Genomic DNA, 25,956 nt, shown 5'->3' with positions numbered 1-25,956 from the left:
GGACCGGCCCGCGGGGCCTCCCCCGGCCCGCCCCCGAGGCGCGCCGGATTCTGACGCACCGTCACATCGCCCCGCCCGCCCCCTCCGTCGGACGGGGGTCCACCCCCGCCACCCGGCGGGGGCGCGGCCGCGGGCGGCCCGGTCGATCATGCTCGGCGGGCTGCCGCGGCGACGGTTCCGACGGCGCCCGGGGAGCCCTCCAGGTTGCGCCGGGTGACCGCTCGCCGACCCTCGGCGACCGACCGGGCCGGGGCGATCACCACCGCAGCGACGCAGGGCCCGTCGCCAGCCGTCCGCCCCACGCGCCCCTCCCCCCATGCGCCCCTCCCCCCACCGGACCCCTCACCCGCCGTCCGCCTCCGCGCACAGCAGTGCCGCCCGAAGATCCATCCGGTCGCCGAGGCGGGTGAGGCTCCGGCCGGTCAGCTCCTCGATCCGTTTGATCCGGTAGTGGACGGTGTTCACGTGGACGTTCAGCGCCCTGGCCGTACGGGACCACGAGGCGTTGTGCCGCAGGAAGGTGTCGAGCGTGCCGAGCAGCGAGACCGGGTTCGCCCGGTCGTGCTCGGCGAGCGGGGCCAGCAGCCGCCGGTGGAAGGCCGTCCGGACGTCCCTCGGCACCCCGCACAACAGCTGCTCCAGCGAATCGAGTTCGCCGCTGCTGCCGACCGTCCCGGCAGGCTGCGAGTCGAGCGCCCACCGGGCCTGCACCAGCGCGCCCGCCAACGTCCGCCCGCTCGGCGCGACGGACGGCCCGACACCCGCCCGCATGACCTGGCGCACCGTCAGTCTCCGCTGCAGTTCCGGCCAGGCGCTCCGGAGCGCGGCGGCGACCGCGGGCGCCGGGGCCGCCGAGAGCGCGGTGGCCCCGCCCCGGCCGTCGGGGGCGGCGACGAACGGCGCGCCGGTCCGGTGCAGCGCCTCGGCCAGGGCGGCGACCGCCCACGAGTCCGCGCCGGAGTCGATCCGCGCGACGACCGGGGTGAGCGGGCCGCGTTCGGGCAGTCCGCCGGCGGCGAGGGCCTCCTCCAAGGCCGCCGGGCCGCCGCCCTGGTGCAGCATGTGCATCACCCGGACGGCCGTCTGGCGCTGGGCGGCGGCGGTGGCCCGGGCCCGGGTGGCCAGCGGGACCAGCAGTTCGGCGAGGCCGTGCAGCACGGTGGTCGCGGTGGGCCCCGGCGCACGGTGGGGGCACAGCAGCCAGCCGTCGAACGGCGTACCGCCCTGCGGGCCGACGGGCACCGGCCGCCCCGCTCCGGGGCCGGGCACCGCGCCGGCCAGCACCCGTCCGCCGGCGGTCAGCAGCGAGCAGTCGGGCAGCCCGAGCCGGGCCACGGCCACCGCCAGCACCTCGGCGGGCGCGGCCCCGGCGTTCAGCAGGCCGGCGAGTTCGCGGCGCACCGCCGACGGGACGGCCGCGGCGCCCTCGGAGAGGGTCTGGAGATCGCCCCAGAGGCGCAGGTAGACCCGGTCGGTGACGGCACGGAAGCTGGTGCCGGCCGGTACCGACAGCAGGGGGATCCCGTGCAGCCGGCACGCCTCCGCCAGTTCGGGGGGCACGGCCCCGTGGGTGCCCTCGCCCGCCAGCAGGGCCGCCGCCTCGGCGCTGCGCAGCGAGTTGGCGAAGCGGACGGCGGCGGAGGAGGCGTCCTCGGGCCGCCACCAGACGAGTCCGGTGAGCACCAGTTCACCGGACTGCAGGTACCGCGCCGGGTCCTGGAGGTCGGTGGAGGTCACGCCGGTGACCTCCCGCCCGAGCAGCTCGGGCGTCGCCCAGGCCACCTCGATGTGCAGGTCGTCCAGCTCCAGCAGATCCCCGACGATCACGTCTTGCTCCTCGCGCTCCGCGCCCCACCCCGACTCTCGCATCAGCGAGGATGTAGTGTGCTCCGTCATCGTAAATGCGAGGACGGACTTCACCATCTTCCCTGTTGGATCATCCAGCGGACGGCCCCGACCCGGCCCCGGAACCCGGCGGTCCGCACGGTTGCGCCCCGCACGCAACCCCCGCCCGCCCCCTCGCACCCCCTCCCTCACCGCTCCGCCCGATCCAACAGGGCGATCGAAGCGACGCGCCACCGGCGGGACGAGCGGAACGGCACACCGGCGATCAGCAGCCGAGCTGGATGATCACCCAAACATTCAGCCACCGGCCCCCAACTCGTCGTCCCCGCCGACCGCTGCGGCGCCCGCTCCATCCGCTCCCTCACCACCAGCTGGATCGGCCCCGTCCACCCCTGACCCCACCCCGCCGAACTCACCACCTCTTGACCGCCCGACGCCGCCACCCGGCGCGCACCGCGACCGACGGTTCGCGCGCCTCCCCACGGAAGACCTGCGCCGCGTGCCGACCGGCGCACTTTTCGGAGCTTCCCTGGAATTTGTGCGCCGGGGCGCACGCCGGCGCATCGAATGTGTACACCGCACTGTTGCCAAGTGATGTCCGAATCGTGTCCGAATTAGGCCGGACTTTGCCGCAAAGCCTGCGCTGACCTGCGCATTCACCATGATGACGGAATGCCTGGACGTGATGGTGAAGACGTCCCACGCACCTCAGGAGCCCCTCGCCTACCACATCAGTCCCGTTGTGAGAAATCTGGCCAAAATCCACTTCCGCGCGGTCTACGATCTCCCAACGTCAGGCCGGTTCAGGGCCGCCGGTGATCACCAGGGGGGGGGTGGCATGGGACTGCTCGGCGGCGACCTGCCGTTCGCCCGCACACTCACGGCCCACGATCTCGAAGCACTCACCTCGCTCGGTGCCGCGCGGACCTTCCCGCCGGACGAGCACCTGCTCTCCGAGGGGGACCGCTCGACGCACGTCCTGCTGGTCCTGACCGGCTGGTCCATGGTCTTCACGGCCATCGACCGGGGAGCCACCCGGCTCGTCCTCGGGCTCCGTGGGCCGGGTGAACTCATCGGCGAGCTGGCCGCGTTGGACCAGCGCCCGCGCAGCGCGACGGTCCAGGCGCTGGGCCCGGTCGAGGCCCTGGTGATCGCCGGGGACGGGTTCCGCCGGTTCCTGGCCGAAAGTCCCCGGGTCGGCAGTCAGGTGATGACCCAACTGGCGTCCCGGCTAAGGGATTCCGACCGGGAGCGGTCGGCGCTGGCCTCGCTCACCGTGGTGCAGCGGCTCGCCCGCCGCCTGGTCGAGCTCTCCGGCGCCGACGCCACCTCCCGGCCCGGCCGGGACGGCACCGCCGCGGTGGTGCACCTGGCCCAGGAGGACCTCGCCGCCACCGTCGGCGCAACGCGGGAGGCGGTGGCCAAGGCGCTCCGCCTCCTGCGCGACCAGGGCCTGGTGCGCACCGGTACCAGGCGGGTGGAGATCCTCGCCCCCGCACCGCTGCTGCTGCTCGCGCGGGGGCCGCACGACCAACGACTGCACGACCAACGACCGCACGACCAAGGACCGCACGAGCAGCGACCGCACGACCAACGGCCGTACGAACGAGAGACGCACGGCAAACCGCCGGAGGCGCGACGGCGCGCGGGAGGCGCGCCCGGACCGAACACCCGGCGCGTGTAAACCGCCACAGACAACCCGGCGTGCGGAGCCGGATCCTGACGGCGTGTCGAAGACAACCATGGGGGTGAACGTGGACGACCAGGTGGTCGACGCGGTGTACGAGCTGGTGGTGGGCGTGGACGTCCGGCGGTCCGGCTCCTACGACGATCCGGGCAAGACCCGGATGCGCCGGCAGCTCTACACCGTCCTGGACCGGGCGTTCGACCGTGCCGGGGTGCCGGCCGGGGTCGTCCACCGGGAGGACCGCGGCGACGGGATCCTGGCGACCATCGCCCCGACCGTCCCGCCGGCGCGGATCATCGGCGTCTGGGTGACCGAGGTGCACGAGCAGCTGCGCCAGGTGAACCGCGACCTGCGGACGCCGCTCGGGCTGCGGATCGGTCTGCACGTCGGCCCGGTCACCCACGACGCCGAGGGGGTCAGCGGCCACGCCGTGGACCTCGCCTGCCGGCTCACGGACGCGGACGCCGCACGCCGGTTGCTCGAACGCGACCGCGCCGACCTGGTGGTGGTCGTCTCCGACTCGCTGTACCGGGAGGTGGTCCGCCACGGCGGCCGCTTCGTCGATCCCGAGCACTACGCGCCCGCCCGGCTGCGGCTCAAGGACGGCGAGGCGCCCGCCTGGATCCGGCTGCCGGGCCGACCGCGGCCCGCCCCGCTGCGCGACCACGAGGAACCGCCCGCCGACGGGCCGGCCACAGGGGAGCCGGCCACCGGGGGGACGGCCGACGGTCGCCGCAGCGGCGGCGGGACGCCCGGTGAGGCACCCGTCGAGACGGCGCCGCAGCAGGCGGACCGGACCGCCGGCCCGACCGGCACCGACCTGCCCGGCGGGACCACCGTCGGCGGGGACTTCTCGGTGCACCGCGACAACACCTACCAGGCGCCGGTGCACATCGGCCGCACCACCGGGGGAGGCCGCCGTGGCTGAACAGCCCAGGGCCCTCGACACGCCCGCCGGGCACCGGACCGAGGAGCCGCGCGAGCCTGCCGCCCGACGGCCGGAGGGCCACCCGGAGCGCCGGGCCGACGCCCCGGAGCAGCGCGGCCGGGGCGACCGTGCCGACCGGGACCGCCCCGGCCGCCGCGCGGACCGCGCCGATCACCCGGACCGCGCCGACCGCGAGCCGCGCCGACCGGCCGGCGAGCAGCCCGGCCGCGCCGGGGACGAGCCGGGCGCACCCGGGCGCGACCGGGAGGAAGCAGGGCGCCCCGAGCACGACCGCGAGGAGCAGGAGCGCTCCGAGCGCGAGCGCGCCGCCGGCCGCTTCCGCGAGCGCAGCCGCGACCGCCTGCTGGACGAGCAGGAGGAGGAGGGCGGCGCCGCCACCGGCATGGCCGCCACCTCCCGCGCCCACCGTTCGGCCCGCTCCTCGTACCAGGTCGGCGGGGACCACAACCTCTTCGACCGGTCGGTGTTCCACCGCGCCCACATCGGCGACGTCCACCTGCGCCTGGACAGCCGGCAGGCGGTCGGCCCGGTCAGCGGTCCGGTGCCGGAGGCGGAGCTGCGGCGGGTCCGCCGGATCTACCGCGAACCGGAGGGGTACGTCGGTCTCCAGCGGGCGCTGCGCGGTCGGCGCGTACTGGTGCTCGCCGCCGCCCCGGGTACGGGCCGGACCTGCACCGCGCTGGCCCTGCTCGACGAGTTCACCGAGGCCGAACCGCCCGGCGACGGCGCACCCGACGGCGGAACGGCCGGTGGAACGGCCGACGCCGGGGCGACGGACGGGCCCGCCGCGGACGGGGGGACGGAGCCGTCCGCCCGGGTCTCCCTGCTCGCGCCCGACACCGCGGTGAACCGGCTGACCTCCCTGGTGCGCGACGGCGAGGACCGGCGGCGCGGCTACCTGCTCGAACTCCCGTCCGGCGGCGGCCGTCCGGTACTGCCGCCGGAGGAGCTCGAACTCGACGCGCTCGCCGCGTCCCTGGCCGCCCGGAACTCCTTCGCCGTGCTGGTGGTCGCCGCCGGCCCCGCCGCGGCGCCGCTGCTCGCCGGCCGGTACGGGCTGATCTGCCCGCCCGCGCCCACCGAGGAGTTGCTCCGGGCCCGGCTGGCCGAACGGCTGGCGGAGGAGTCCGGCCGGACGTCCGCCGAGGGGATCGCCTGGGCGTCCGGACATGCCGAGGAGTTGGTCGACGACCCGGAGGTGCGCGCCGCGGTCGGCCTGGAGGACCTCCGGCCCGCCGAGGCCGAACTGCTCGCCGACCTGATCGCCGCCCACGTCCTGGGCCGGCTCACCCGCGCGGAGCTGCTGGACGGCTGCGCCAGCTTCGCCCCGCAGCAGGCCCAGGAGTGGTTCGCCGGCGCCGACCGGGAGATCGCCGACAGCACGGACAGCGCCGGGAGCGGCGAGCGCTCGGCCGCGACGGTGCTGCACCCGACCGCGTCGCGGATCGCCCTCGCCGTCCTCAACGGCTCGGCGCACAGCACCGTCGCGGAGGCCGCGCATCTGCTCACCTGGGAGCTCGCGGTCGCCCGGGACCCGGCGAACGCGCCCGCCCGCCCGCTGTTCTGCGACGACCCGACCTCCGACCTGGCCTTCCTGCGGGCCGAGTTGACCACCGGCGAGGTGGAGACGGCCGGCATCGGCGCGCCCGCCCGGATCGTCCGCTACCGGGGCGCGGCGCTGCCCGCCGCCGTCCTCGCCGAGGTCTGGGACCGCCACCACCCGGCCCGCGGGCCGGTGGTCCGCTGGATGCGGCAGCTCGCCGACGACCCGCGGCCCGAGGTGTGGGTGCGGGCGGCGCTGGCCGCCGGTGAGCTGTGCGCCCGGGACTTCGCCACCGGCTACGAGAAGCTGGTCCGCCCGATGGCCGTCGCGCCCGCCACCCAGCGGCGCGCGTTCGCCGCCGCCGTCCTCGACCAGACCGCCCGGCACGAGAGCCACCGGCCCGCCGTCCGGGCGCTCGTCCGGGACTGGGCGGGCTCCGAATCGTCCCGGCTGCGCTGGACCGCCGCCATGGCGCTCGGGTTCGGCCACATCGCCCCGGTGGGGGAGGCGCTGGACCGGCTGGCCCGGATCGGCGCCGACGAGGACGACGACCAGGCGCCGCTCGCCTCGCACAGCGCCGTCCGGCTGCTGTCCGGTCCGGACGACCGCGACGTGCTGCGCCGGATCGCCGCGTGGACGGCGGACCGCCGGGTGCCGTACCAGGACCTCGGGCTGCTCACCACCGTCCGGCTGGCGCTGACGACGGTCGGCGAGGTGTGGGACGGCGAGGCGTCACCGGACCTCGCGGACCTCCTGGACTGGCCGCTGCCGCTGGCCCTCGCGGCGGCCCGACCGGACCGGGCCGGGGCGCTGGCGGACCTGATGTGGACGGCGCTGCGCACCCCGCGCTCGCACGAGGCCGCCGTCGACTGCCTGGAGTACTGGCTGCGCGGGGGCGTCGCCGAGGAGGACGGCGGGCCGGAGGGCGGCCCGGACACCCGGCGCGGTCTGGCGGCGCTGCTGCCGCCGCTGCTCGCCGAGGACCGCGAACGACAGCTCCTGGACTGGCTGTTGCGCCGGATGATGAAGGACCCCGACGACCCGCTGGAGACGGCGGCGGCCCGCCGGCTCTGGCACCTCGCCACCAGCGGCCGGCCCGCCCCGGGCGGCACCGGCCCCGACCGTCCCACCGCCGGGGACCGCCCGGACCGCGACCGACCGGACCGCGACCGAACGGACCACGGCCGGCAGCGCGACAGCCGGCCGACCCACGGCCGACCGGACCGGAGCCACCGGGGCACCGAGGAGGAGGCACGATGACGGACGACCCGAAGCCCGCCCCGAAGTCCCCCGGCAGGGCCGGGGCGGCGGCGCACCCCGCGGGCCCGCTGCTGAAGGAGTACCCGCGCCCGGAGAGCGGCATCCAGCGGCCCGGCGCCGGCATCGCGCTGGTGGTCTTCTACCGCAACGGCGGCCACAGCGTCGTCACCGCGATGGGCGACGAGCACGTGGGCCGCCCGTTCATGGCCCGCCCGGTGACGGTCTGCGAGGTGGCGCGGGGCACCCACGTCACCCGGCTGTCGCTCCAGGTGCCGGCGGCCGGCGGCACCACGTTCTTCGAGGTCGAGGTCGACGTCCAGTGGACGGTCACCGACTACCTCAAGGTGGTGGACGAGCAGGTCACGAACGTCGCCGTCCGGCTGCGGGCCCCGCTCACCGAGCGCCTGCGCGGAGTCTGCGCCGGCTACCCGGTGACCGCCGCAGCCGACGCCGACCGCGCCGTCAAGTCCGCTTGCCGCAACGGCCAGTGGGACGACCTGGGCTACGACCTCGGGCTGCGCGCGGAGCTGTACGTCCGCTTCACCGTGGACCGCAAGACCATCACCCAGGCCGAGGAGGTCAGGGACGACGACCACCGGGGGACGATGGCCGAGCGGGAGCACGTGCACACGCTGACGGGCGAGCACCGCTCCGGCGAACTGCTCCAGCTGCGGATGCAGAAGTTCCGGGTGATGCTCGAAGGCGGCGAGTGGAGCCAGATCTGCTTCATGCTCGCCGACGACCCGGGCGAGGCCCGTGCCTTCATGGAACTGCTGCGCCAGGAGGCCCGCGCGGACAAGCGGGAACTGCTCGGACACACCCTGGACCTGGTCGAGAAGGGGGTGATCCAGTCCGCGGAGCTGGAGAGCCAGGTCCGGGAGCTGCTGGGCACCGGGGGGTACCGGGTCGAGGGCAGCTTCGGCCGGCCGCCGATACGGTCCGCGCCCCGACGCGGTGAACTCCCGGCCGGCGGGCGCCAGGACGCCCCGGACGACCGCGGGGACGAGCGGCCCGCCGGGCGCCACGACGACCGCCTGGGCGAGCGGGACGACCGGGGCAGGCAGGGCGGGCGGTACGACGCGGACGACCGCCGGGACGAGCGCCGCGACCGCCGGGACGAGCGCCGCCCCGAGTGGAACGACCCCTGGGACGACGGGTACCCCGCGCCCGACCGTACCGACTCCGCCGACAGCACCGACAGGGCCGATCGCACTGACCGCACCGACTCCGCCGACCGCGCCCGGCGCACCGAGCGGGACGGCGGCGGCGGCCGGTGGGACGACCCCTGGTCCGAGCGCCGGTCCGAGCCCCGGCGGGGCCGCGGCCCCGCCGACGCGCTCGACGACGGTCAACGCCCCTACACCCCTGCCTGGTTGGACACCGACCCGGAGGCGCCCCGGCACGCCCCGGCCGCCACCCGGTCGCGCCGGCGGCCCAGCGAGGCGTTCGACGACTGGGACACCGGCCCGGCCCCGGACGACCGCGGTGGACGGACGGACCGCGACGACCGGGACGCCGGCCGGCCGTCGACCGGGGACCGCCGGGACGACGACCGGTCGTGGTCACCGGACGGAGGTCGGTGACCGCATGACCGAGAGCCGTGCCACCCCCGTGCCGCCGCCCGCAGGGTCCGCCGCCACCACCGGGCCGACCACCGCACCGGCCACCCGGCCCACCACCGCTCCGCCCGCACCCACACCCGTACCCGACACCGCCACGCCCACGACGCCCCCGGCGGCCCCCGACGAGACCCGCTTCGTCGCGGACCGCCTGCTGGCCGCGGTCCGCGAGGACATCGGCCGGGCCGACACCAAGGCGTCGATCCTGCTCACCGCGGCCCTCGGCCTGCCGGCCCTGCTGCTCGGCCGCAGTTGGCCGGACGGCCGCCCGACCTGGCCCGCCGTCGTCCTGCTCGCGCTCGGCGGTGTGCTCTGCGCGGCCGGCGCCGTGGCGCTGGTGCGGGCGATCCTGCCCCGTACCGGCACCCAGCGCGACCGGGAGGCCGTCACCTACTTCGGCGACCTGCTGCCCGCCGGTGGCCGGCCGGCGCTGGCCGACCGGGTGACGGCGGCCGGTCGCGACCCGGTCGGCTGGCTGCTGGTCCAGGCCGTCGACGTCAGCGCGATCCTGGCCGCCAAGTACCGCTGGATCCGCTGGGGCGTCGGCTGTCTGGCGCCCGGCGCCGTCCTCACCACCGCCGGGGTGCTGCTCGCCTGAGCCCACCCGACCCGCCCCCCATCCGCCGACTTCCGGCCGGCCCGTGCCGGCCGGCCGGAAGCACGCACCCTGATCCGGAGGAGATGACGGTGCTCCACCTGTCCCTCACGCCCACCCGCGGGCGCCCGCCGGCGGCCACGACCCGGCCCCGGCGACCGCGGCGCGGCCTCGGGCGAGCCGCGTCCGTCGTCGCGGCGGCCCTGCTGACCACGGGCCTGCCGACCGGTCCGGCCGTCGCCGACGACCCGTCGCCCGCACCGCCCGCCGCCGGCACACCCGCACCCGGGACACCGACAGCCGGAGCAGCCGCACCCGGAACACCCGGGACTCCGGCGGGCGCGATAGGCCCGGTCAACTACGCCGTCGCCGTCGACGAATCCGGCAGCCTCGAACCCGCCGACCTCGAACGCGAGCGCGCCGCCGCCGTCCGGATCGCCCTCGGCGAGCTCCACCCGGCCTCGACGGTCGGCATCTTCGGCTTCGCCAGCGCCGACCGACCGGGTCAGCACCCGGTGGACGAGGTCTGCCCGCCGACCGTCCTGGACGCCGCCGGCCGCGACCGGATCGGCGTCTGCGCCGCCGGGCTGCACAGCCGCACCCCCGCCGAGGGCCAGGGCACCGACTTCCCGAGCGCCGTCCTCCAGGGCGTCAGCCGGCTCACCACCTCCACCGACCCCGCCGTCCCGCGGGTGCTGTTCCTCCTCACCGACGGCAAGCTGGACGTCAAGGACAGTCCCGCGTACGGCGATCCGAGCCACCGGGTGGCCGCCGGCGAGAAGGCACTGGCGGAGGCGCTGGCCGCCGCGAGGGCCGCCCGCGTCCAGATCTGGCCGCTCGGCTTCGGTGCGGAGCCCGACCGGGCCGCCCTGGACCGGATGGCCGCGGGCGGGTTCCAGGAGGGCTGCGTCAGCCTCCCCGGCGCCACGCCCCGGGCCTCGGTGGTCAAGGACTCGGGCGAGGTCGGAGCCGCGCTGGAGGCGGCCTTCGCCGCCGCCCACTGCCTGCGGACCGAGGGAGTGAAGACCGGTCGCCCGCCGGTCGACCTGCCGGTGCGGATCTCCCCGCTGGCGACCGTCGGCAGCATCGTGGTCGACAAGGGCGACCCGCTGGTGAAGGCGACCTACTTCGACCCCGGCGGCCGCGAGATCACCGGCCCCGGGTCCGACCCGGACTCGTCGTTCGAGTTCTCCGGGCGGGACAAGGCCGTCGAGTCGCTGCGCATCACCGACCCGATGCCGGGCACCTGGCGGGTCCACCTGGACGCCCCCGAGGGCCACCGGTCGCAGCTGGCCAGCGTCAGCGTGCTCTGGCGCGGCGCCCTGAACAGCTCGATCACGCTGAACCCGCCGTCGCCGCGGGCCGGCGAGAAGGCCACGGTGACGGTCAAGCTGCAGACCCGCAAGGGCCTGGAGATCGCCGACCAGCAGGACCTCAAGGGCCTCGGCGTCAGCTCCGTCCTGACCGGCGAGGGCTTCCCGCCCGTCCCGGTCGAGCTGGTCGACGACGGCGCGGCCCCGGACGCCCGGGGCGGCGACGCCACCTTCACCGGGACCGTCACCGTCCCCGCCGGCGCCACCGGCCGGATCACGGCCTCCGGCACGCTGACCGCGTCCGGTCTGACCGCCGACCAGAACCGCCCGTTCAACTCGGTGATCTCCCCCGCGGTGCCGCTGGTCACCGCGACCTTCTCGCTGAACGGCGACCACCGCGTCCACCCCGGCGAGTCGTTCGAGGGCACCCTGACCGTACGCAACGACGACACGGCGGCGCACACCCTGCGCCTGGCCGTCACCGACGTCGCCCCCGGTCTGCTGACGCTGTCCCCGGGCACGATCACCCTGGCGCCCAAGGAGTCCCGCACGGTCGACGTCACGCTGACCGCGGGCGACCGCAAGGCGTTCGGCCGCCTGTTCGGCGACGACGGCGTCACGGTGGGCGGCAAGGTCTCCGTCGTCGACGGCTCCGACCGCGACCGGGTGGTCACCGACACCCCGCTGTCGGTCGCCGTCACCCCTCCGCCGACCTTCCTGGAGAAGTGGTGGTGGGCGCTGCTGCTGCTCGGCGCCCTCGTGGTGGCCGCCGTGCTGGCGCTGCTGGTCCGGTCCCGGATCACGGGCGCCCGCCGCTCCCCGGCCGGACTGGAGCTGGTCCTGCTGGACGACCGCGGCCGCGAACTCGGGAGGCACACCGCCTCCGCCGGGTCCCGCGGCTGGTACGAGTTCGAGGTCAGCGGCGTCGGCGGCCCGCACCCGCGGATCGTCCGCCGGCCCGGCGGCGCGTACCGGGTGCAGCGCAGCCAGGACGGCGGCGCCCTGCTGGAGGTCCGCCGCCGGAACCCGTCCCGGCTCGTCGCGGGCAGCCCCGTGCCGCTCGCCGAGGGCCTGAGCCTGACGCTCGGCGCGGGCCGCCGCCCCGGTCCGGGCACACCGCCACCGAGGCCCGGCGGCCGGACCTTCCCGAACGAGCAGACCACGCCGCCGTCCGACTACCTGTGACCCGACGTCCCACGGCCCGGCTTCCGGTGGCCCGACTTCTTCTGGCCCGACTTCCGGTGGCCCGTTCCGGCACCCATCGCTCGGCCCCTCGTCCTTCTCGTCCCCCACGTCCCCCTCGTCCCACCCGACACCCGAACCGGCCGCGCCGCGCGGCCGGATGGAGGCGGAACCCATGAAGATCTTCCAGCCGATGCTGTTCGTCGGCCTGGGCGGCACCGGCGGCCTGGTCGGCGCGGAACTCGACCGGCGGCTGCGCGCCGAGCTCTGCGGACCCGACGGCACGGCGCTGACCGGTCTCGGCGCCATGGCCCCCTACCAGCTGCCGGACTGCCTGCAGTTCGTCTACGCCGACTTCAGCGAGACCGACCTGGCGCGCCTGCCGCACGCCACCGCCGCCCCGGCGCTGCGCCCCGCGTTCAGCCGCACCTCGCGCTCCACCCACGACCTGCTGCCGAACTTCGACAGCTCGCCGGACGTCACCAAGATGCTCCGGGCCAGCCTGCCCGAGGAGACCGCCGCCTGGCTGCCGCCGCGGCAGAACGAGCCCCGGGTGGTCCCGTTGAAGAACGGCGCCGGCCAGCTCCCGACCGTCGGCCGGGCAGGTCTGTTCGGCACCCTGCGCGGCGGCCTGGACCCGGTCGTGGAGCCGCTGATGCAGGCCATCGACGCGCTCGCCCGCTCCGGCGGGATGCTCAGCCAGCTCGGCGGCGGCCCGGTCAACGGCTGCGACGTCTTCGTGGCGTTCTCCGTCGCCGGCGGCACCGGCGCCGGGATCTTCCTGGACTACCTCTACCTGATCAACCACGCCTTCCGGGAGAAGGGCTTCGACGGCGTCAAGATCTACCCGCTGGTCGTGATGCCCTCCGCGTTCCCGGCGGCGAACGGCGGCGGCCGGGAGGCGGAGCTGAACTCGGCCCGCGCCCTGGTCGACCTCTTCCGCCTGGTGGACGAGCAGAACGCGCCCGTCGAGGGAGCCGAACTCGGCGACCTCGACGAGGACCTGACGCTGCGCATCCGCTACCCGCACACCGCCCCGATCCGGCTGCGCACCGGGATCCTGCCGACCGCCTTCCTGTTCAACCGCACCGCCGGCATCCGCCCGGACGACCTGCGCCGCTCCATGGTGTCGCTGGTGATGTCGCTCATCGGCACCGAACTCGGCGACGGCCGCGCCGTCCGTACCCGGGCCGACGACGACTACCAGACCTTCGCCGCGAGCTTCATCAACCGCGGCGTGCAGCGGGCCGCCAACGCGCCGTCCGGCATCGGCCGGTGCGGGGTCTCCACCAGCCTGGTCGCCTCGATGACCGCGCCGGTGGACGAGTTGGCCTCGCTGGTGTCCGGCCGCATCCTGCACGCCTCGGTCGACCGGCTCGACGACCGCGCGCACCGCCCGGTCCGCGCCGCAGAGGAGCTGGTGAAGCAGATGTTCACCGACTCCGGACTGGAGGAACTGCTGCTGCGGCCCGTCCTGGAGATCCAGCCGCCCGCCCCGGAGCCGCGCGGCAGCTCGGCCATCGAGGCGGGGCTGGCCGCCCGGCTCGTCGACATGCAGTCCGAACTCGCCAACCTGGCCCGCCAGGTGGCCGCCAGGACGGCCGAGATGGCCAAGGACTTCGCGCCCCGCCGGGCGGTTGACCGGCTGCTGGCGAGCGTCGACCCGTTCACCGTGCAGCGGATCGTGCGGGGCGAGCCGCAGGACGCCAACGACCTCGCCCGGCTGGGCTTCCTCGGCATGCTCGACCAGCGCACCCACACGCCCCCGCTGCCGCCCGGCACCCACGAGCAGCCGCCGCCGGTCCCGCGGATCCGGCGCCGGATGGGCGGCCTCGCCCAGCCGCGCTGGGGCGACGAGGACGTCCAGGCCGTCCTGCGCGCCCAGGACGCCTGGTACCGCTGGCGCAGCCGCCAGCTGTGGCACGAGGGCTGGAAGAGCCAGCAGCAGCGCTGGGAGCCGACCGCCCGGGCGCTGGACACCGAGGTCTCCCGGCTCGCCACGGCCTTCCGCAACCACGCCAAGGACGAGCCGCGGGCGTTCGCCGAGCAGTCCCAGACGCTGTACGAGGACCGCACCGGCGTCTCGTACCTGCTGCCGCCGCAGCGCGACCTGATGCACTTCTACGACGACCTGGTCGCCCGGCTCACCGCCCGCGAGGGCCTGCCCGAGACCGAGGACGAGGCGGCCCTGCTGATGCGGCTGGTCGGCGGCGACGAGTGGCGCTCCGCCAACACGCTGAGCCGGCGCAACCCCGACAGCGCGGTCGGCGAGGTCAAGGCGGCCGTGGAGGCGGGCGTCAAGCGGCTGTTCGCGGAGAGCGGGCAGCAGTTGGAGGAGCGTCCGCTGCTGCCGGCGATGGGCGTGCTGCTGGCCGCGGCGGCCGGCAGCTCGGAGGACGCCGAGCAGGTCAGCAAGGAGGCGCTGGAGCAGTTCGGCCGCAAGCTGGCCGGGCTGCTGCCGGCCGGGTTCGTGCCGGAGGGCACCGGGCCGCTGAAGGCGCTGGTGACCTACCCGCGGGTGAAGTCCGCCGACGACGTGGAGGACTTCCTGCGCAAGGCGCTGCGGCTGCCGAAGGACGCCCGGGCGGAGTTCCGGGGGGTCGAGACGCAGTCGATCACGGTCGTGCTGTTCCGCAGCGAGATGAGCCTCACCCAGGTGCCCGAGGCCCGCAAGATGCTCCGCCAGTGGGCGAAGGCGAAGGAGCACGAGCAGAGCGACGACGTACTCCGCTGGCGCCAGCGCCTCGGCCACCGCGACGACTGGCTGGTCTCCACGGAGGCGGACCGCCGGCTCATCCTGCACCGGCTGCTCAGCCTGCTCTGGAACGGGCAGGTGGACGTGCTGGACGGGCCCGAGGAGTCGCCGTACCTGATCCGGCTGCGGCTGTTCCGCGACCGCGGGGTGGACGTGCCGGGCGTACGGCTGCGGCTGGGCGAGCAGCAGAACGGCGTCTCCAGCTGGGCCGAACTGCTGCGCGCCTACGAGCGGTGGACGGTGCTGGACGACGAGCGGACGGTGGAGGACTACTGCAGCCGGCTGATGGCGGCCCGCCCGGCCGGGCTGACCCGGTCCGCGAGCCGGCCGGACCCGCTGTTCGTCCGGCTGGTCGAGCAGATCGCGCCGCAGCAGCGGCGGATGCTCACCTCCCGCCGCGAGATCGGCGGGGAGCGGGTCGACGGGTGGTTCCGCCCGCTGTGGCAGTTCTGGGCGGAGACCCTGCCGGCCGCACTGAAGCTGGAGTTCAACGACCAGCGGGCCGTCCAGCCCAACCTGGAGACACTGCTGGACGTCATCCAGCGCGGCGAGCTGACCCCGCGCGCCGCCGAGGACGTCGACGACGACGTGTACGGCGGGCACGGCACCCGCGTCCCCCCGGTGCGCGAGGAGGACGACTTCGGCACCGCCCGCCCGGCCGACCGCCTGGACGGCCGCAGGCCCGGCTGGGACCCGACCGGGCCCGAGCCGCGCGCCCGCCGCGACGACCGCGCGGACCGTGACAACCGCGGCGACCGCAGCACCGGGCGCGGGTACGGCGGCGGCCGGGACGGGTACGGCGGCCGGGACGGTGACCTCCGGGACGGGTACGACGGGGCCGCCGACCGGCCGAACCGCGGCGCGAGCGGGTACGACGACGACACCGACCGACGGGTCCGCGGCACCGGCGGGTACGACGACGACACCGACCGACGGGTCCGCAGCACCGGCGGGTACGACGACGACACCGACCGACGGGTCCGCAGCACCGGCGGGTACGACGACGACACCGACCGCCGGGTCCGCAGCACCGGCGGGTACGACGACGGCTACGACGGCCGGGGGCGCGCCGACGCGTACGGCACGGGCCGCGGCCACCGCGACGGCACCGACCGCGACGAGCCCGCCGACCGCACCGACCGTGGCGACCGCACCGACCGCGCCGACCGGCCCGGGACGGCGCGCGACGGCGAGTGGACCGCGGGCACCGGCCGGTCGTCCCACCGGCCGTCCGACCGTTCCTCCGACCGTACGTCGGACTGGGGTTGGGACCGCCCCGCAGCCCCGGCCTCGGACCCCGGCCCGGCGCCCGGCGCCGACCGGGACCCCTCGGACGGGCCGGGCGGCCGGTACTCCTGGGAGAAGCCGGACCGGCCGGACTCGGAGCGCCGGGACGGTGAGCCCGCGTGAGCACGCCACTCCCGCTGCCCGCCCCGGTCGTCCACCTCGACCTGCGCAGCGACGAACTCGCCGGCGACGACCCGGCCGCGCTGCGGACCGCCGTCGCGACCCGGCTCGCGGCGCAGGGCCTGGCCCAACCGCACGACCAGCGCTTCCTGGTGGTCGACACCCCGGCCGGGCTCGACGAGCACCGCACCCGGTTCGAGCAGGTCATGGGCTACCGCACGCCCGGCCGGGTGCGGGTGCTCTGCCTCCTGGTGGGCGGGCTGCCCGCGTACCCCGCCGAGGGCTACCCGGCGGAGCGCCGGCTGGTCCGGCCCGCCACCCTGCGGGCGCCCGAGGCCGGCCTGATCTGGGCCGGCGACCTGCAGGCCGGCCACGGCGCCGACGACCCGGACGGACCCACCGACCCGCAGGCCCTGGCGGTGCTGGTCGACCTCCTCTCCGTTCCCGAACTGTTCGACGAGGCACTGGAGTTGCTCGGCTCGCTGCCCGACGGGGTGGCGGCCCCGGCGCTGCGCGTGCTGGAGCACGGCCTCTCCCCCGAGGTCCGCGGCCAGGCCTGGAGCGAGGCCCTGCTCCGCTTCGCCGGCTCGCACACCGCGGCCCCGGCCGGCCCGACCGCCCTCACCGGCGGCGACCTGCCCACCACCCTCGCCGGGCTGGTCGCCGGCGCCACCACCGGCACCCCCGGACGGCGGGTCGACGGCGGCGAGGCGTCCCGCGCGTACCACGAGGTGGTCGGCGCGCTGGCCGACGCCGAGGCCGAACTGGTCACGCTCGGCGGCCCGGCCGGGCTGCTCACCGGCGCCGGCCGGCGCGAGCTGGAGTCCGCGCTCGACCGCGGCCGGCAGGCGCTCGACCGGTACGGCAACCTGGTCGGCGAGGTGCTGCGCAGTGACGGCGGCACCGCCGGGACCCAGCCGGCGGCCGAGTCCGCCACCCGACTGGCCCGCCTGGGCGTCGCCGTGGACCCGCCCACCACCACCGGCGAACGGATCGGCGAGAGCCTGCGCGGCCTCGCCACCGGGCTGCTCCGCGAGGGGCTGCCGCTGCGCTCGGTGGCCCAGCGGTTCGCGCTGCTCGCCGAACTCGTGCAGCCGCTGTCCAACGCCCCGCTGCTCGCCGAGCTCGACCGGCTGCGGGAGCACCGGGGCCCGCACGACCGTCCGCTGCCGCCCGACCCGCCCGGCCCCGGCGTCCTGGCCGCGACCGGGCTCGCCGGCGCGCTCGGCGGGCTCTGGACCTGGCCCGCGCTGCCGGCCGCGCTCACCGTCCCGGTGCTGCTCGTCGTGGGCGTCCTGGTCGCCGTGCTCCGGCTGCCCGGGGGCCCGGGCCGGCCCTCCGACATCGGCCGGTTCGGCCCGGCCGCCCTCCTCGGGGCCGCGGCGGCGGCCGCCACGGCCACCGCGACCGGACTCCCGCCCTGGGCGGGCGCGGTCGGGCTCCTGGCCGGCCTCGGCCTCGGCGGCTGGCTGCTGCTGCGCACCTGGCACGACCACGCGCAGCGGTGGGGCCTGGAGCGCGGCATCACGCCCCTGCAGGACGAGCTGAACGGCCTCGACGAGCTGCTCTCCCGGGCCCTGCGCGAGTTCTGGGCGATCGAGGAGCGCCGCTACTGCGCCGACGCGGCGCTGTCCGTGGTCGGCGTGCTGCGGGCGACCGCGGCCGCCGCCGCGGAGGAGGCCACCCGCGACCTCGCCGCCGAGCGGCCCGAGGCCGCCGCGGAGAGCGAGGACGACTGGCTCGGCCGCACCGCCGACGACGAGTTCCCGGACCCGTCGCAGGGGTACGACCGGGACGGGTACGGCGACCGCGAGGGGTACGGCGACCGGGACGGCTACGACGACCCGCCGGGGTACGACGACCTCGACGACCACGGCGCCCGAGAGGGGTACGGCGGCCGAGACGGGTACGACGACGACCCGCACGGATACGGCGACCGGGACGGGTACGACGACCCCGACGACCACGCCTGGACGAGCGTCCCGTCCGGGGTGGGCAGCGGCCGGACGGCCGCCGGCCCCACCGTCCCCCGCGGCGCCCGGCCCGCCGCCGGCCCGCGCTGGCTGGAGCGCGGCGAGGCGAAGGGCGGCCCCGACCTGGTGCCGACCCTGGCCGGCGACCTGACGGACGCCACCCTGACCGCCCTGGAGCCGTACTGGGGGGCCGTCGAACGCGGCCACGCCGGCGAGGCCGCCCAGGAACGGATCGCCGAGCGGGTGCGCGAGCTGCTCGCGGTGGCCCGCGACCACCTGCGGCGCAACGACGTCCTGCCCGCCCCGCCGTTCGCGGCCCCGCACCGGGTGCGCAGCGGCCCGTCCGGGCTGCTCGGCATCGACATCCGCCGGGCCGCCGACCCGATCGGCCCCGACCAGGACGGCCAGGGCCTGCTGCAACTGAACTCGGCCGAGCAGCTGGACCTGCTCAGCCGCAACCCCGACGCGGTCGCCCTGATCCGCTTCGCCCCCGAAGCCGCCCGCGAGGACGCGGTCGGGAGCGCCGCCGAGGAGGGCCGGGAGGTCCGCACGGCAGCCGGCCGCTACGCCGGGCGGCTGCGGCTGACCGCACTGCGTGCCGGGGTGGTCGAGACGGTCCGGCAGCGGCACGTCTCCCCGTACGACGAGGAGGAGCAGTGGTGAGCACCACCGGGTCCGGCCCGCACCCGCGGAACGCCGACGACCCCGGCCGGCGCAAGGGCGTCGACCTGCCGTTCCTGACCCCGGCCGGGCGGCGCCGGCTCGCCACCGCGAGGTTCGGCCCCGACCCGTCCGGCCCCGCCCGGGGCGCCCCCCGGATGCGCAACGCCCTGCTCGACGGCACCGTCAAGTGCGTCCAGGTCCGGGCCGCCGCCTCCGACGAGTCCGGCGCCACCGAGGCCGCCCGCGACGCGCTCGACACCGAGGCGGCGACCGCCCTGCGGCTCCACCGCACCTTCGGGGGCACCGACGCCGCCCGGCTCTTCCCCGTGGTGATCGGCTACGACCTGGACGTGGCCGAGCCGTTCGTCCTCTACCGGCCGCCGCGCGGCAACCCGGCCGAGCGGCTGCACGGCCTCGCCGGCACCCAACTGCGCACCGTCGAACGGGATCTCGTCGCCGCCGCCGCGCTGCTCGCCGAACTCGGCCTGGTCCACCAGGGCGTCACCCCGTCCACCGTCCGCTGGGACGGCCGGTCCGTCCAGCTGTGGGGCCTGGACGCGGTGGCCCACACCGGCCGGCCCCGCACCCCGCGCGGCCCCGCGCCGTACGCCTCGCCCGAACTGCGCGGGGGCAGCGGGTACAGCGACCCGCGCGACACCCTGTGGAGCACCGCCCAGGTGATGTACCGCCTGGTCACCGGGCGGGCCGGCGACCCCGACCGGGAACCGGCCGACCTGGCCGACCACCGTTCGCTCGCCCACACCATGCGGTCCTCGTTCGCCGCCCGCGCCGTCGACCGGCCCACCCCGGCCGCGCTCCTCGGCCTGCTCGCGCCCGACCACGGGACGACCGCCGGCCGCACCGTCGGCGGCGACGGCCTCGCCCCGCACCGCACCGCGTTCGACCACACCGTCTCCCTCAAGCGCGCCGCCGGCGGCGACCCGCCCGGCGGACCCGGAGCGGACGGCGCGCGGCCGAACGAGGCTGCGGAGTCGTACGGAACCCCCTACGGGGCGGAGGCCACCGACCACCACAGCGACGGCGTGCTCTGCCCCTACTGCCTGGAACACCTCCGCTTCGACCCGGGCGCGCTCTACGCCCCCGACGCCGTCCAGGAGCTCCAGCCGTACACCTACACCGAGCAGCAGAGCTCCCGGCTGGTCGCCGACGAGCTGCGCGGAGCCTTCCAGCTCTGCCCGGGCAACCAGGCGACGCCGCCCCACCACATCCCGGTGCCCTACCTGACCAACGGGCGCCCGCTGACCGTCGCCATGATCGGCCAGTCCAACACCGGGAAGAGCCACCTGCTGACCCAGATGATCGCCGAGATCGCCGACGACCGGCTGAAGCCGTACGGCGTCAGCTGGCAGTCCGTCAACCCGGAGCAGCACGCCACCTTCCTCAACGACCGCGTGGTGCCGCTGCGCGACGGCAACGTGATCGCCCACACCGCCGGACTCGGCAACAGCGAGTCCGCCCGCTTCGTCGAGTCCCTGCTGATCACCGACGCCCGCGGCCGGGTCCGCCCGCTGGCGTTCTTCGACCTCGCCGGCGAGGACCTGCTGCGCACCGACGCCCTGCTGCGCTTCCTGCTCGGCATCGACGCCCTGGTCTTCGTCGTCGACCCCACCCTCGCCATGCCCCTGCCCCAGCTCGACGAGATCCGCACCGCGCTCGGCCTGCACGTCAACCGGGACGGCGACCCCGCGTTCGCCACCGCCCTGGACCGCATCCCCCGGACCGGCCCGTACCTGACCGTCCCGTCGGCGGTCGTGATCGCCAAGGCCGACCTGCTGCGCTCCGAGCCCCCCGTCGACCGCTGGCTGACCGAGCCCGGCACCGTCCCCCTGAGCCGCCGACGGCTCTACGAGGAGAGCCGCGACGTGTACGCGCTGCTGCACCGCCACGCCGGGAAGGCCTGGCTGCGCCCCTTCGACACCGCCCTGCACTGCACCATGCACATCGCCTCCGCCACCGGCGGCCGGCAGGAGGACAGCCGCTACCCGCGCGGCGTCCGGGCGCAGCGGGTGCTGGAGCCGCTGATCTCGCTGCTCGCGATGCACGGCATCATCGACCTGGCCGACGGCCGCACCGGCACGGAGGCCGCCCGATGAGCTCCACCGAACCGGACGACTCCGTCGACCAGATCGTGTTCCGCTGGACGGGCAACCAGGGGCGCCGCGGCTCCGGCATCGCCGCCGCCGCCTGGTCCTGCCCCCAGGAGCGCGCCGACGACCTCGCCCGCGAACTCGCCCCGCTGCTCCGGGTGGACGGCGCGGTGCGCCCCAGCCTGGTCCGCACCCTCACCAAGCGCGGCGAGGCCGCCGTCATCCGGCGCTGGCCGACCACGGACGCGGGCGGGCGGCCCAACACCGCCTGCCACCTGCTGCTCGGCGACCGCGTCCTGCTCGGTCCCCGGCTCACCCTGGACCTGCACGCCTGGCCGCTCGGCGACCAGCGGTTCGCCGAGCACGCCACCGGCCTGCGCCGGCGGGTCGAGTACGACCGGCTGCGCGAGGCCGCCCGGCAGGCGAGGGCCCACACGCCGGACCTGATCGCCGAGATCGCCGAGGTCGCCGACGCGCTCACGGCCGCGACCGCGGCCCTGCTGCGCAGCCCCGGGGCCCGGCTGTCCCTGCGCGCCGACGCCCTGCCGGACTGGCCCGACCGGAACCGGTCCACCGCGGTGATCAAGGGCCTGCACGAGATCTTCGGCCGCGCCTGGCTCCCCCAGCCGTGGACCTTCGCCACCTACGACGTGACGGACCGCCACGACCTGCTGGTCACCTGGGTCACCGACTGGACCACCGACTCCGGCCGGCAGCACCCGCGCTCCCGCGTCGACCCGCGCCGCCCCGACCCCGACCTCGCCCACGACCTCGCGGCCCGCCTGGTCGAACGCTGCCTGGACCGCCCCCTGCCGAAGGTGCCCGGCCTGCCCGAGCTCAACGGGAGGGCCCTGCACGACGCCGCCACCTGGCCCGCCGACCAACGCCTGCCCCGCCTCGCCCGCCTCCTCGGTACCACGGCCGGCAGCCGCCCACAGCCCGAACGCACCCAGCCCGAACGCCCGAAGCCCGAACGCCCGAAGCCGCCGCGACCGGAGAGTCTGCGGACCGACCGGCAGAACGAGCGGCCCGTCCACGACGAGGAGCGCCCCGTCCGCCCCGACGAGCGCCCCGTCCACGACGACGACCGGACCGGGTACGCCCCCGGTCCGCACCCCGGACCCGACCGGCACACCGCCCCCGGTCCCGCCCCCGCCCCCGCCCCGACGGAGCGGCACGTACCGCTGTCGGCACCCGGCCCCGTCGACGACCCCGAGGACCCCGACGACCAGGGCGTCTACACCGCACCGCCCACCGCCCCGCCGAAACCCTCCCTCCAGGACCTGCACCGGGCCCTCCACCACCCCGGCGCGAACAGCGAGGTCCTGCCCCTCCTCCTCGACCTCAGCGACGGCATCGGTGACGGCCCGCTGCTGGAGCTGCTGCGCGAGGAGGACCTGTCCGACGCCATCACCGGGCGCCTGCTCCTCCTGCTCCACCACCGCCGCACCCCGCGGGACCCGGCCGAGGAGTACCTGCTCTGCGCCGAGGTCCTGCGGCAGCGGCTCTACGTCTACCGGTCCGACCGCTCCCGCCCGGGCCACCGCGCCGCCCTCGACGACGGCATCGTCAAGCGCACCGTCTGGCTGTTCGGCTGGGCCGTCGCCCCGTACACCCGGGACCCCCGGCACGAACAGGGCCTCGCCGCCCTGGTCAACGCGCTCCTGCACCACGGCACCGCCGTCGAGGGCGAGGTGCTGCGCCGGCTCGTCCCCCCACCCGGGTCGTCCGACCCGGTCCCCGACCTGCCGCCCGCCCTCTGGCGACAGCTCCTCTACGACTTCCCCGGCACCCTCACGGACCCGCCCGCGCCACCTCCGACACCCCCGACTCCCCCGGCCCCCGCACCGCACCCCACCACGTCCGCTCCACCCCCGCCGACCACCCCCGCACCGCCACCGCCGGCCGCCCCCAGCCCCACACCCACCCCCGCCGAACCCGACCCGCCCCCCGGTCCGCCGTCCGGCCCGTTCACCACCCCGCGCGCGGGAGGCCCCCCGGCCCTACCGGACCAGCAGGCGCGGAACATCTTCTTCGTCCTCGGCATCGGCGCCGCGCTGATCACGATCCTCGTCCTCCTCACCATCGCCCTGGCGTGACCCCACACGCCCGTACCTTCCCGGCTACCAGGCGAAGGCCCTGGCCGGGTTGGCGACGAACAGTGCGCGGACCGCCTGCTCCCCCAGGGCCCGGGCCAGCCGGGGGCGCAGCGTGCGCAGCAGGTACCCCATGCCGGGGTTGCCGCGCGCGGCGGCCGTGGTGGTGTCCCCACCGAGCAGCAGCTGGCCGCCGTGGCCCGCCTCGGCCAGGGTGACCAGGCAGTCCGTCAGCCGGTGGTCGGTCGCGTGGTGGACGCGCGACGGCCCGTCGAAGGCCAGGAAGGCGCCGGACGCCGCCAGCTCGCGGTGCAGCCGCAGGTCGGGGAAGCGGTTCAGGTGGCCGAGTACCAGCCGGTGCGGCGGCACCCCCAGCCGCCCGCACAGGAGGTCGAGCACCTGGTCGGCGGCGGTGCCCTGCTCGTGGTGGACGGCGATCGGCGCGCCGGTCGCGTGGTGCGCCTCGGCCGCCGCCCGCAGGGTCCGCTCCGCGTGGGCGTCCAGTCCGTGGAACCCGCCGGCCACCTTGATCAGGCCCGCCCGCGGCCCCGGACCGGTCAGCTCCCCGACGAAGAGCTCGGCGAGCTCCGGCCCGGGCAGCCGTTCGGGCGGGTAGTGCGCGGCCTGGTGCAGCCCGGTCGCCGCGACGATGCGCACCCCGGTCGCCTCCGCCAGCCGCACCAGGTCGGCGGTCCGCCCGCCCATCCCGTACGGCGTCCACTGCACCACGGCCTGCCCGCCGGCCGCGGCGAAGTCCAGCAGTTCGGCCTCGGCGGCCGACGGGTCGTCCAGTTCCTGGCCCGGCAGCAGGGCGCTGCGGTTGAACAGGTGGTCGTGCGCATTGCAGACGCCGAGCTCCGCAGGGTCCACCTCGCCGAGGACGGTGTGCACCGCGGCGGTCATCCGGTGCCCCCTGCGGCACCGGCCGCGACACGGAGCGCGGCCAGGGCCTTGGGGACCCCGATGTAGGGGGCGAGGTGGACGAAGGACTCGGTGATCTGCTCGGCCGTCAGACCCGTTCGCAGGCCGCCCCGGATGTGCGCGCCGAGCTGCGGTTCGACCCCGCCGAGCGCGGCCAGGGCGGCGATGGTGAGCAACTGGCGCTCGCGCGGCTCCAGACCGGGGCGCTGGTAGGTGCCGCCGAAGAGGCTGGTGACGATCCAGTCGGGGAAGCCGGGCGCCTGCGCGTCCAACGCGGGCAGGGTGGCCGACTGGTCGGGGTCGTCCATCAGCTCGGCGAGCACCCGGTAGCCGGCTTCGCGGTCGAACGGGGCGGGGGTGAGGTCGGCGGGTCCCATGGCTGCGGTGGCACTCCGTTCAGTGTCGGTCTCGGTCTCGGTCTCGGTCTCGGACGAGGCTCAGCTCGGGGCGGGAGAGGTGCAGGACCTGGTAGCGGACGCCCGGCAGGTCCGGCGCATCGCCGTGCCAGAGGCTGAGGCGGACCAGCTCCCAGCGCTCGGTGTCGAGCGACAGGGTGGTGGAGTGCAGCCCCGGCCCGTCGGCGAACTCGGAGCCGTCGGGCAGCGCGGTGAGGTCCGCATCCTCGGACAGCGCGGTGGTGGTGCGCAGCGCCGCACGGGGCGCCAGCCCGACGGCGGGGCCGGGCCGGAAGCCGAGGGCCGGCCGGTGCCGGACCGCGGGTCGGCCGAAGTCCGCGCAGAGGGTGCGGAAGCCGGGGCCGGTGAGGAAGGCGGCCATGCCGTCACCGGTGCGCCAGAGGTAGCTGGGCGCGTACTGGTTGACCGGCGAGCCGTCCACCCCGCGTTCGCGGATCAGGAACGCCTTGTACGCCAGGCCGGGGAAGTCGTCGGTCAGCGGGCCCTTGTCGGCGACCCGCCTGCGGATGGTCCCCATGTCATGGCCGGCCGGCAGGGTGAACTCGTACTGCATGGTGTGCACGGGTGGATCCCTCCCCTGGTCAGTGGGGCCGGAGCAGGGCGAGCGCGCCCCGCACGGCCTGGTGGAACGGTTCCTCGTCGCCGGCCGCACGGGCGAGCACGTACCCGCCCTGGACGACGGCGGCAAGCGCGGCCGCCACGTCCACCGGATCGCCGGTGTCCGCCAGTTCGCCGGCGGCCTGCCCCTCGGCGACCAGCTCGGCAAGCCGCCCGCGCAGCCAACCGAAGGTCTCCGCAACGGGCTCCCGCAACCGGGGATCGGCGAGCACATCGGGATCCTGCGCCATCCGCCCGATCCGACACCCCCGCAGCACCTCCCGCTGCCGCAGCAAGTAGCCCGCGATCCGCTCGTACGCACTCCCGGGAGCCCCCAGCGGCTCGGCGGCGGCAGCCCGCAACTGCTCGGCACTGCGGTTCAGCGCGGCGGCGGCGAGGTCGGGCTTCCCACTGAAGTGGTGGTACATGCTCCCCTGCCCGGCACCGGCCCGCTGCTGAATGGCCTTGGGACTGGTCCCCACGTACCCGCGCTCCCAGAGCAGCTCCTGGGTCGATTCGATCAGCCGATCCTGTGCACTCATACCGTACATACTAGTAGGTACAGAATGCGGACCGCCAGCGTTCCCGGGGGTGGGACGGATGCGGTCGGTACGGCACCGCACTGCTCCGGTGGTGGCTGGTCGCGCGGCCACGGCCACGCGCCGGCGGTCGGAGTCGCGGTCGGCGCGCAGCCGACGAAGGCGGTCTTCAACGCAGGCGCACTGCTACACGTCGAGGGCGCCGGAGAGGTACTGAAGGTCCAGGCCACGCTTCGTCGCCGGGAGATGAGCACGACGTCCGACATCTACGCCCCCCTGCCTCCGACCAGCAGCAGGCGTCGGCCGAGGCCGTGGCCGACCTGATCGCCAGGCATCGGCGCAGGGCGTAGCGCCCCCGATCAGCTCGGCATCGTCATCAACCGAACAACGAACAAGGCCGGGTCCGACGCACAACATGCGTCGGACCCGGCCTTCTTGGTAGCGGGGACAGGATTTGAACCTGCGACCTCTGGGTTATGAGCCCAGCG

General features: G+C 76.2%; 15 protein-coding genes. 10 read left to right on the top strand and 5 right to left on the bottom strand.

The window, feature by feature from the left end; translation table 11 throughout:
- Window positions 1-342: 342 nt before the first annotated feature.
- On the bottom strand, window positions 343-1,827 hold the full coding sequence (locus ACWGB8_RS02395; RefSeq protein WP_452209421.1) for a helix-turn-helix domain-containing protein: 1,485 nt from the start codon (window positions 1,825-1,827) through the stop codon (window positions 343-345).
- Between the two features lie 856 nt (window positions 1,828-2,683).
- Between ACWGB8_RS02395 and ACWGB8_RS02390 the strand changes: the two genes are divergently transcribed.
- The 10 genes from ACWGB8_RS02390 to ACWGB8_RS02345 all read left to right on the top strand — a co-directional run bounded on the left by ACWGB8_RS02390 (window position 2,684) and on the right by ACWGB8_RS02345 (window position 22,998).
- On the top strand, window positions 2,684-3,529 hold the full coding sequence (locus ACWGB8_RS02390; RefSeq protein WP_452209419.1) for a Crp/Fnr family transcriptional regulator: 846 nt from the start codon (window positions 2,684-2,686) through the stop codon (window positions 3,527-3,529).
- A gap of 43 nt (window positions 3,530-3,572) precedes the next feature.
- Entirely contained in the window at window positions 3,573-4,460 is an 888-nt protein-coding gene (locus tag ACWGB8_RS02385; RefSeq protein WP_452209418.1) for a hypothetical protein, read from the top strand.
- On the top strand, window positions 4,453-7,284 hold the full coding sequence (locus tag ACWGB8_RS02380) for a hypothetical protein (protein ID WP_452209416.1): 2,832 nt from the start codon (window positions 4,453-4,455) through the stop codon (window positions 7,282-7,284). Before ACWGB8_RS02385 ends, ACWGB8_RS02380 begins: the two co-directional genes overlap by 8 nt.
- Complete coding sequence (locus ACWGB8_RS02375; RefSeq protein ID WP_452209415.1) at window positions 7,281-8,867, top strand: hypothetical protein; 1,587 nt, start codon at window positions 7,281-7,283, stop codon at window positions 8,865-8,867. The genes ACWGB8_RS02380 and ACWGB8_RS02375 overlap by 4 nt, the downstream gene beginning before the upstream one ends.
- Window positions 8,868-8,871: 4 nt before the next feature.
- Entirely contained in the window at window positions 8,872-9,501 is a 630-nt protein-coding gene (locus tag ACWGB8_RS02370) for a Pycsar system effector family protein (RefSeq protein WP_452209413.1), read from the top strand.
- An 89-nt stretch (window positions 9,502-9,590) separates the two neighbouring features.
- On the top strand, window positions 9,591-11,996 hold the full coding sequence (locus tag ACWGB8_RS02365; RefSeq protein WP_452209411.1) for a VWA domain-containing protein: 2,406 nt from the start codon (window positions 9,591-9,593) through the stop codon (window positions 11,994-11,996).
- Between the two features lie 172 nt (window positions 11,997-12,168).
- Window positions 12,169-16,158, top strand: a complete 3,990-nt coding sequence (locus ACWGB8_RS02360) for a tubulin-like doman-containing protein (protein WP_452209409.1) — start codon at window positions 12,169-12,171, stop codon at window positions 16,156-16,158.
- Window positions 16,155-18,791, top strand: coding sequence for a hypothetical protein (locus ACWGB8_RS02355; protein ID WP_452209407.1), 2,637 nt, complete (start codon window positions 16,155-16,157; stop codon window positions 18,789-18,791). The genes ACWGB8_RS02360 and ACWGB8_RS02355 overlap by 4 nt, the downstream gene beginning before the upstream one ends.
- A complete protein-coding gene (locus ACWGB8_RS02350; RefSeq protein ID WP_452209405.1) occupies window positions 18,788-20,905 on the top strand; it encodes a hypothetical protein in 2,118 nt (705 codons plus the stop codon). Before ACWGB8_RS02355 ends, ACWGB8_RS02350 begins: the two co-directional genes overlap by 4 nt.
- Entirely contained in the window at window positions 20,902-22,998 is a 2,097-nt protein-coding gene (locus ACWGB8_RS02345; protein WP_452209404.1) for a hypothetical protein, read from the top strand. Before ACWGB8_RS02350 ends, ACWGB8_RS02345 begins: the two co-directional genes overlap by 4 nt.
- Before the next feature lie 24 nt (window positions 22,999-23,022).
- On the opposite strand, the gene ACWGB8_RS02340 is transcribed toward ACWGB8_RS02345, so the two are convergent.
- From ACWGB8_RS02340 to ACWGB8_RS02325, 4 genes are read right to left on the bottom strand one after another with little or no spacing between them, the layout of a single operon-like run.
- Window positions 23,023-23,898 carry a phosphotriesterase family protein gene (locus tag ACWGB8_RS02340; RefSeq protein ID WP_452209402.1) on the bottom strand — a complete coding sequence of 292 codons (876 nt, stop codon included), beginning with the start codon at window positions 23,896-23,898 and terminating at the stop codon, window positions 23,023-23,025.
- Window positions 23,895-24,293 (bottom strand): carboxymuconolactone decarboxylase family protein, encoded by a 399-nt coding sequence (locus ACWGB8_RS02335; RefSeq protein WP_452209400.1) that lies wholly within the window; start codon window positions 24,291-24,293, stop codon window positions 23,895-23,897. The genes ACWGB8_RS02340 and ACWGB8_RS02335 overlap by 4 nt, the downstream gene beginning before the upstream one ends.
- 19 nt (window positions 24,294-24,312) lie before the next feature.
- Window positions 24,313-24,894: a DUF4865 family protein gene (locus ACWGB8_RS02330; RefSeq protein WP_452209398.1), complete on the bottom strand. Its 582-nt coding sequence runs from the start codon at window positions 24,892-24,894 to the stop codon at window positions 24,313-24,315.
- A 19-nt stretch (window positions 24,895-24,913) separates the two neighbouring features.
- Window positions 24,914-25,471 carry a TetR/AcrR family transcriptional regulator gene (locus tag ACWGB8_RS02325; protein ID WP_452209396.1) on the bottom strand — a complete coding sequence of 186 codons (558 nt, stop codon included), beginning with the start codon at window positions 25,469-25,471 and terminating at the stop codon, window positions 24,914-24,916.
- Window positions 25,472-25,956 lie beyond the last annotated feature (485 nt).

This window comes from Kitasatospora sp. NPDC054939 (assembly GCF_053610105.1).
This window is presented reverse-complemented; position numbering and strand designations above follow the sequence as displayed.